At 66.1% G+C, this 6,986-nt stretch carries 8 protein-coding genes; 4 read left to right on the forward strand and 4 right to left on the reverse strand.

Annotated elements, in window-relative coordinates; all coding sequences use genetic code 11:
• From ON43_RS10945 to ON43_RS10960, 4 genes are all read right to left on the reverse strand, one after another.
• The coding region (locus ON43_RS10945; RefSeq protein WP_040806473.1) for a helix-turn-helix domain-containing protein at nt 1-708 on the reverse strand (708 nt) is incomplete at its 3' end.
• Nucleotides 709-1,120: 412 nt separating this feature from the next.
• Nucleotides 1,121-1,684, reverse strand: coding sequence for a histidine phosphatase family protein (locus ON43_RS10950; protein ID WP_040806475.1), 564 nt, complete (start codon nt 1,682-1,684; stop codon nt 1,121-1,123).
• Complete coding sequence (locus tag ON43_RS10955; protein WP_040806477.1) at nt 1,681-2,487, reverse strand: CbtA family protein; 807 nt, start codon at nt 2,485-2,487, stop codon at nt 1,681-1,683. The genes ON43_RS10950 and ON43_RS10955 overlap by 4 nt, the downstream gene beginning before the upstream one ends.
• Nucleotides 2,488-2,509: 22 nt before the next feature.
• A complete protein-coding gene (locus ON43_RS10960; protein WP_083913315.1) occupies nt 2,510-2,659 on the reverse strand; it encodes a CbtB domain-containing protein in 150 nt (49 codons plus the stop codon).
• Nucleotides 2,660-3,229: 570 nt separating this feature from the next.
• Between ON43_RS10960 and ON43_RS44750 the strand changes: the two genes are divergently transcribed.
• The 4 genes from ON43_RS44750 to ON43_RS10980 form a co-directional block, all read left to right on the forward strand.
• The gene (locus ON43_RS44750; RefSeq protein ID WP_157513995.1) at nt 3,230-3,607 is read left to right on the forward strand and encodes a hypothetical protein; all 378 of its coding nucleotides are present in this window, start codon (nt 3,230-3,232) and stop codon (nt 3,605-3,607) included.
• An 18-nt stretch (nt 3,608-3,625) separates the two neighbouring features.
• Nucleotides 3,626-4,552, forward strand: a complete 927-nt coding sequence (locus tag ON43_RS10970; protein ID WP_051178267.1) for an SGNH/GDSL hydrolase family protein — start codon at nt 3,626-3,628, stop codon at nt 4,550-4,552.
• Between the two features lie 97 nt (nt 4,553-4,649).
• Nucleotides 4,650-5,588 carry an SGNH/GDSL hydrolase family protein gene (locus tag ON43_RS10975; RefSeq protein WP_051178268.1) on the forward strand — a complete coding sequence of 313 codons (939 nt, stop codon included), beginning with the start codon at nt 4,650-4,652 and terminating at the stop codon, nt 5,586-5,588.
• A partial coding sequence (locus ON43_RS10980) for an acyltransferase family protein (RefSeq protein WP_245568540.1) occupies nt 5,585-6,986 on the forward strand: 1,402 nt, incomplete at its 3' end. The genes ON43_RS10975 and ON43_RS10980, both read left to right, overlap by 4 nt.

Here is a 6,986-nt window from a genome sequence, read left to right on the forward strand (position 1 = left end):
GGTGGCGGGCAGCTTCGGAAACTCCAGCAGCACAAACGATCCCGTTCGTGAGCCGAGGCAGCCCGAGGTGGCGAAGGGAACCACGCGAATCTCGACATTGGGCAGCTGTGCGACCTCGGCGAGCCGGTGCAGTTGGTCCGCCATCACACCGGCACCCCCGATTCGATCGCGCAGCGTCATTTCCGACAAGACGACCTCCACGGCGAAGCCTGGGTCCTCGAGCCGTGCCTGTCTGCGAACGGCCATTTCGAGGCGCCGCTCCACCTGTTCGGTTGGGGCGCCAGGTGTTTCGATCCAGGCAATTGCGCGCCGATATTCGGGTGTCTGGAGCAATCCGGGGATGAGTGTGACCTTCCAGACCGAGACCTTGCGGGCAGCGTCCTCCAGACCCATGTAATGGTCGAAGCCCTCGTGCATCTCGTCCATGTATGACCGCCACCAACCGCCGCCGGACTTCTGGGTGGTTCGGATCTCGAGCGCCAAATCCAGTAGTACCCGGCGTTCTTCGTCTGTCGCGCCATAGGCGTCGCACAAGGCGTTGATGTAGAGGTCGGAAACCTTGGTCACCAACCCGTCTTCCAAGCGCCCGACGGTTTGCGGTGACACCCCGATCACCCGCGCGGTTTCCGACGGTCGCATTTTCTTGTTTTCGCGCAGCCGCTTCAATTCTCGTCCGAGGGCCCTGCGCCCCATGGTCGATCCGGTCATCTCGTTAGCCTCACTATCGGACGCTTCGAAATATGGAAGGTTCCGCCGCGGTCGAATTCGCCGTGGTGGACCCCGCAAGGGAATCACCGTATCTCCGAGGCGGATTCGAGCTTGTTTGGATTCCGAAATCCGCCTGATCAGAGTGTACTCGAGGCAGGTCGCCGACATTCGGCATTCGGTATTCGACGATTCGGGAGATGTGCTGTGGTTCAACCCATTACACACGAAGTTCCGGACTATCCGGTCCAGAATTTGGATGTGGCGAAGCGTGGCCTGGAAAGCCATCGGGAGTGCGATAAGGATTGTGAGGCGAAGCGGTATTTCGCGGGGCTTGTGCCCTATTTGGAGGTGCTGGCGCGGCGGCGGGCCGCGTCGGCGGGGTGGAATATCTGGTCCTCGGGGCCGTGAATGGTCAGGCCAGTTCGTGGGCGGTGGTGCGGAGGGTCCAGGCGGGGGAGCGGTGGTGCAGAGTTGTGGCGGTCAGCGGGGGAATGTCGATGCGCCAGAAGGATTCCGGGGGAGCGTTGAGGGTGCAGAGGATGGCGGCGCGGACTATTGCCGGGTGGGTGACGGCGGTGATGCGGTCGCCGGTGCCCGCCAGGGTGTCCAGCCAAATCCGTACGCGGGCAATCAGGTCGGTGATGGACTCGCCGCCGTGGGAGTTGTGGGTCGGGTCGGTAAGCCAGGACATCAGCTGGTCCGGGGCGATGTCGTCCATGGACTGGCCTGACCAGTTGCCGCAATTCAGGTCGCGCAGTGCGGGTTCGGGGCTGGCGGTGAGGCCGAGGGCCTTGGCGGTCTGCTCGGTGCGGAGTTCGGGGGCGCACAGGGCGCGGTCCGGGCCGGGCAGGCCGCCCGCCGCCGCGACGGACCGCTCACCCAGGGGGCTGAGCGGTTCGTCGGCGGGGAAGCGGGCGGCCTGCACCGCGTCGGTGATCGCGTGCGTGATCAGCGTGAGGCGGGTGATCGCGCTCATGCCGCCGCGGGGGCGTTCTCGGTGCGCTCGCCGAGCAGGCGCGGGGCCAGCCAGGCGAAGCCGACGCCGATGACCAGCCACAGGATCAGCTGGGCGGCAAAGGAGTACAGGCGGAAGTGGTAGAGATCCGCGGCGGGGAACCCGGGGTAGACGATGGTGCCCGACGGATCCTTCAGCGGCTCCGGCGTTTCGCCGGAGTAGCTCGGCAGGACCAGCATGACCACCGCCATCACCACCGTGAAGGCGGCGGCCGCGGCGATCGACGCATTCCAATTGCCCAGTCGCGCAGCCAGTCTGCGGCCCAGCCAGACGGCAGCCACGAGTGCGACCGCGCTGATCAGAATCATGAGCACGAACATCGCCGTGCGTTCCTTGATGGTGTCCCCGTCCGAGGATCCCGGCGGATTGGCCGGGTACTTCAGGAACGGCACCGCGTACACCGCGAGGAACATGCCACCGGAAACCAGCAGCGCCAGATTCCGCGCGCTGATCTTCCCGGCCTTGCGCAACGCCAGGAAGTACACGACCGCGAACAGCGCCCCCATGGCCGCGCCCAGCACGATCACACCGAACCCGAGGCCCACATTCGCCTGCTGACTCCGGGTGAAAAGCTCGGCGCCCATATCCATGTCCATCGGTTTCCCGGCGGCCTTGTCCAGCGCCATCTGCGCGTGGTCGCGTCCCTCTTCGTACTCGATGGCCCGATCGGTGACGGGCTCGGAGGCGATCCGAGCGAACGCGAACGCGAGTAATCCACCGAGCGCGCCCAACGCGACGCCTCGGCCGATGATCCGTTTTTCCATTGTGCTGACTCGTTCCCCGTGCCTAGTGGCAGGGGAAACCGAGAAGGTGACGGCCGTCGTGCACGAACTCGTGCACGTGCATATCGCTGCCGAAGACCGACACCGCGCCCTGATCGAACCCGATGAAGTAGATGGCCAGCAACGCCAGCACGGTAGTCCCGATCAGCCACATGGCCGTGGTCGGAAGCGCGAGCGCCCCGGACTGAACGCCGGAACGGGGAACGTAGGACGTAGCCACGTGAACTCCTAGTGTGGGAGGGGAATTCGCGCCCCTCGGCCGATACAACTGTTCGGCATCCGGGGTCTGACTCACACCCCGAGGGGCGCTCACAGTGGCGCGACCGTCCCGGACTCTCACCGGATTCCACGAATCGCCGAACCCCAACCATACGAAACCCCAAACAAACAGGTCAAACCCCGCGCCCACACTCTGGAACCCCGCCGCACATCCACCGAGCGGCACGGGCAGGTGGCGTGTTTGGGATATTTCGGGCAAACCCCTTCCGGGATGTGCCGCTCACCGGTTGAATACGCGGGGCTGACCGGCGGCGGACGCTGGTGCGAGGTGGGTTGCTTCTGCAACCGGTTGCATCGGCTGAAATCGGCCTGACCTGGATGAATCTGGTTCGGTGCCCCTAGGATTCGGGGCAATTTTCCGAATCTGCTCGGGCGCGGTTGGCGCATTTTGTACACTGCCCGCTGAAGTGAACACATGTCACTTCAGATCTGATTCGAGGTATCCATGAAGTCTGCTACACCGGGGGTTTTCGCCGTCCGTGCCGCTGCGGCTGTAATCGGCGGGGCATTGTTGTTCGCGGGGGTCACGGGATGCAGCAGCTCTAAATCATCAGACGGGTCGTCGGGTGGCACCAGCACCACGGTCGCCCCGACGACGGTCGCGAGCTCCACCGCCGCGCCCGCGCCGACGACCGCCGCGCCCGCGCCCACCACCGAGGCTCCCGCTCCGGCGCCCGCCGCCACGGAACCGGTTGCGCCGCAGCCGGCCGCGCCGGAACCCGCTCAGGTCGCGCCGAAGCCCGCGCCGCAGACGCAGGCCCCCAAGCCCGCCGCGCCGCCGACTCTCGACGCGCCCGGCTTCGAACCCCGCGCCGGGTACTGACGGGACTGGACTGGTCAAGTGCTGGGCAATGGTGGACGGTGGCTGTGCGCCACCGTGGTGGCAATCGCGGCCTCGATGACGGCCGTGGCCGCGGCGAGTGCGGATCCTTCCGCTGCGGATCCGCATCCCGCGGGCAAAGAGCTGGTGGTGCTGGGCGATTCGTTCTCCGCGAACGAATGGGACCACTTCACCGGTAAAGACGATTGCAACCTGCACGGGCGCACCGCCTGGCCGGTCCAACTGAGTCAGTTGATGGGCGTGTTCGGGACCGACCGGGTGTCCGACCCGTCGTGCCCGGGTGCGTCCATCGACAGCGGGCCCGGCTGGACCATGGCCCAGCAGGCCCAGCGGGCCGACAAGGAGGGCGCCTTCGGGCCGAACACCAAGCTGGTGACACTGCAGTTCGGGCTGAACGACAAGTGGGGCAAGTCGGATCAGACGCTGTGGAATTCCTTGCAGGCCTGCGTGTTCAACCTCGAGCTCGGCTGTGACCCGAACGCGGTCGACGAGGGCCGGATGACCGACTTCAACGGGGTGTCCGGCGCGCTGATGGCCAAGCGCATGAGCAATGCCGTCACCTACATCAAGTACTACGCGCCGAACGCGAAAATCGTATTCGTCGGGTATCCGGAGCTTTTCGTGCCGGGCAGCAGCACCGTCTGCCTCAGCATCCTCGGCGTCGCGCCGTTCATCAATCCGCGCGGGCGCGCGGTGGTGGAGTACCTCGACCGGATCGAGGTGGCGCAGCGAGAAGCCGCGCAGCTGCTGGGCATCGAGTTCCTCGATTCCCGGGCGTTGACCGCGGGGCACGGCCTCTGTTCATCGCAGCCGTGGCTGAACGGGGTCGCCGATTTCCGCACCGGCGTCGACGGCCTGCCCTTCCATCCGTCCACCCAGGGCGATTCCGTGATCGCGACCGCGATCTACGACCGATACGGACGCTGATCCCGCACAACGGATTTCGCGTTCCCGCACCCACTCGTCTCTTCACACTCCGCGCAAAACTGAAGAACTCCCATTCAATTTGCGATTCGAGGGTTACATGAAGTTCCGTATTCCAGGCGCATCGGCTTCGCTGTGCGCCGCGGTCGTGGCCATCGCAGCGGCCATGACGGGAACCGCGGGCGCACACGCCGATCCGGCTCCGGCCGGGAAAGAACCGGCCTCCGAGGGCAAAGCCCTTGTCATTCTGGGCGATTCGTTCAGTGCGAACGGGTGGGAACCGTTCTCCGACGAGAAGAAATGCGATCGCGGCGAGACCTCCTGGCCGGAGCAGTTGTCCGCCCGGATGGGCTTGCAGGGCAATGCCGATCAGGTCTGGAACCAGTCCTGTCCGGGCGCGACGATCGAGGGCGGCGACGGCTACACCCTCACGGTCCAGGCCGCCAATGCCGCCAAGGCCGGGGCGTTCGGGCCTCGAACCAAGCTGGTGACGCTGCAATTCGGCTTCAACGACCACTGGGGCGGGGCCGATCTCTCGCCGTGGGCGTCCTCGCAGAGTTGCTTCTACGACCTCGCCGGCGGTTGCGGACCCGACGCGGTGGCCGAGGGCCGGATGATCGACCCGCACAAGATCACCGGTTCGGAGTACGCTGCCCGCATCGCCAAGGTCGTGACCTACATCAGGTACTACGCACCGGCCGCGCACATCGTCATCGTCGGCTACCCGGAGTTGTTCGCCCCCAACCAGGAAACCATCTGCTTCGACATCGCGGGCCTCGCACTGCTGCAACCGCGGGGCCGCACGGTCGTCGAATACTTCAACCGGATGGACAAGGCGCAGCGTGAGGCGGCCGCGCAGACGCAGGTGGAGTTCCTCGACTCCCGTGCGCTCACCGCCGGGCACGGCCTGTGCACACCGCAGCAGTGGGTCAACGGCGTGTTCGACCCGATGATCAACCTCGGCGGCCTGCCGTTCCACCCCGCTCCCCAGGGTGACGCGGTGATCGCCAACGCTCTGTACGAGAGGTACGCACGATGACCCGTCCACCCGAAGTCCTCCCCGGGATGCGCGACGAGGCCGTCGCTCTGGAAACCCCGCCCGCCCAGTCCCATTCACCCGCATGGGCCGGCGATGCCGCGCAGGCCGTCACCACGCGTGGTGAGTTCAGCCCCGCGCGTGGTGAATCCGGGCCTGCGACACTCGCGAATGCGCCGGCCGAACCTGTTGCGGGGCAGTCCAACTCCACCGCGCAGCGCGCCGAATCTCTCACCGGGCGCACCGAATCCGCCACCGAGCGCGCGGCTTCTGCCGCCGAGCGTCGTCCCGCGCTGCCGTCGCTGACGGGGGCCCGGTGGTGGGCGGCGTTCGCGGTATTCGTGTTGCACGCCTTGGTGTTTCTGCCGGTGTACCCGTTCCAGAAGTCGGAGCTGTTCCGCCATATCCACGAGTGGATCCCCATGCAGTTGGGTGCGGCCGGGGTGACGTTCTTCTTCGTGCTGTCGGGCTTCATCATCTACTGGTCGTTCAAACCCGGTATGTCGGTGAAGGGCTTCTATCGGCGACGGGTGTTGAAGATCTGGCCGACGCATCTGCTGGCGGCGGCCGCGTTCATCGTGGTGGCGAGTGTGCCGCTGCATCGCGCGGTGGTGTGGGTTCCGAACCTGCTGCTGGTGCACACCTGGGTGCCGAAGTGGACCACGGTCGGCGGGCTGAATGTCCCGTCCTGGTCGCTGGCCGCGGAAGTGTTGTTCTACTTCAGTTTTCCGCTGGTGCTGCCCCTGGTGCAGAAGATCCCGACCCGCCACCTGCTGCTGGCCATGGGCGTGCTGATGCTCGGCATCATCGCGCTGCACACCTCCTACTTCCTGTGGGTGGACGGCCCCAAGGGCATCGCGAACGCCTTCGCGCCGCGTCTGGTGCCGGGCAACACCTCGCCGTACTACGAGCTGCACGCGTCGCCGGCGTGGTTCCAGCAGCCGAATATTCCGGTGTCCCCGGCCTATTGGCTGAGCTACACCTTCCCGCTCTCGCGGCTGCCGGAGTTCTTCCTCGGCGTCCTCGCCGCCCGCATGGTGCTCGAAGGCCGTTGGCGCAACACCAATATGGCCTGGCCGCTGCTGGCTCTGACCGCCGCGTACGCCGCCACCTGGGTGGTGCCGGTGAACTACAAGATGTCGGTGCTGCTGCTCGCCCCGATGACCGCGGTCGTGGCCACCATGGCGGCCCGCGACCTGGCCGGGATCGGCGGTATCAACAACCACCCGCGCATGGTGTGGCTGGGCAATGTGTCCTTCGCGTTCTATCTCATCCAGTTCCCGGTCATGGTCCTGATCACCCGGAACCTCATCGGCGGCAAGGAATTCGGCATTCTCGGCTGGGCCGGTTTCGCACTGCTGAGCCTGGTCGTCTCGACCGCCATCGCCGCGGTGCTCTACC

The organism is Nocardia concava NBRC 100430, from assembly GCF_000308815.1.
GTDB lineage: Bacteria > Actinomycetota > Actinomycetes > Mycobacteriales > Mycobacteriaceae > Nocardia > Nocardia concava.

Coding starts and splice junctions, on each gene's coding strand:
- ON43_RS10960 (WP_083913315.1), bottom strand. CDS start 2,659: ATGTGGCTGATCGGGACTACCGTGCTGGCGTTGCTGGCCATCTACTTC.
- ON43_RS10975 (WP_051178268.1), top strand. CDS start 4,650: ATGAAGTTCCGTATTCCAGGCGCATCGGCTTCGCTGTGCGCCGCGGTC.
- ON43_RS10955 (WP_040806477.1), bottom strand. CDS start 2,487: ATGGAAAAACGGATCATCGGCCGAGGCGTCGCGTTGGGCGCGCTCGGT.
- ON43_RS44750 (WP_157513995.1), top strand. CDS start 3,230: ATGAAGTCTGCTACACCGGGGGTTTTCGCCGTCCGTGCCGCTGCGGCT.
- ON43_RS10950 (WP_040806475.1), bottom strand. CDS start 1,684: ATGAGCGCGATCACCCGCCTCACGCTGATCACGCACGCGATCACCGAC.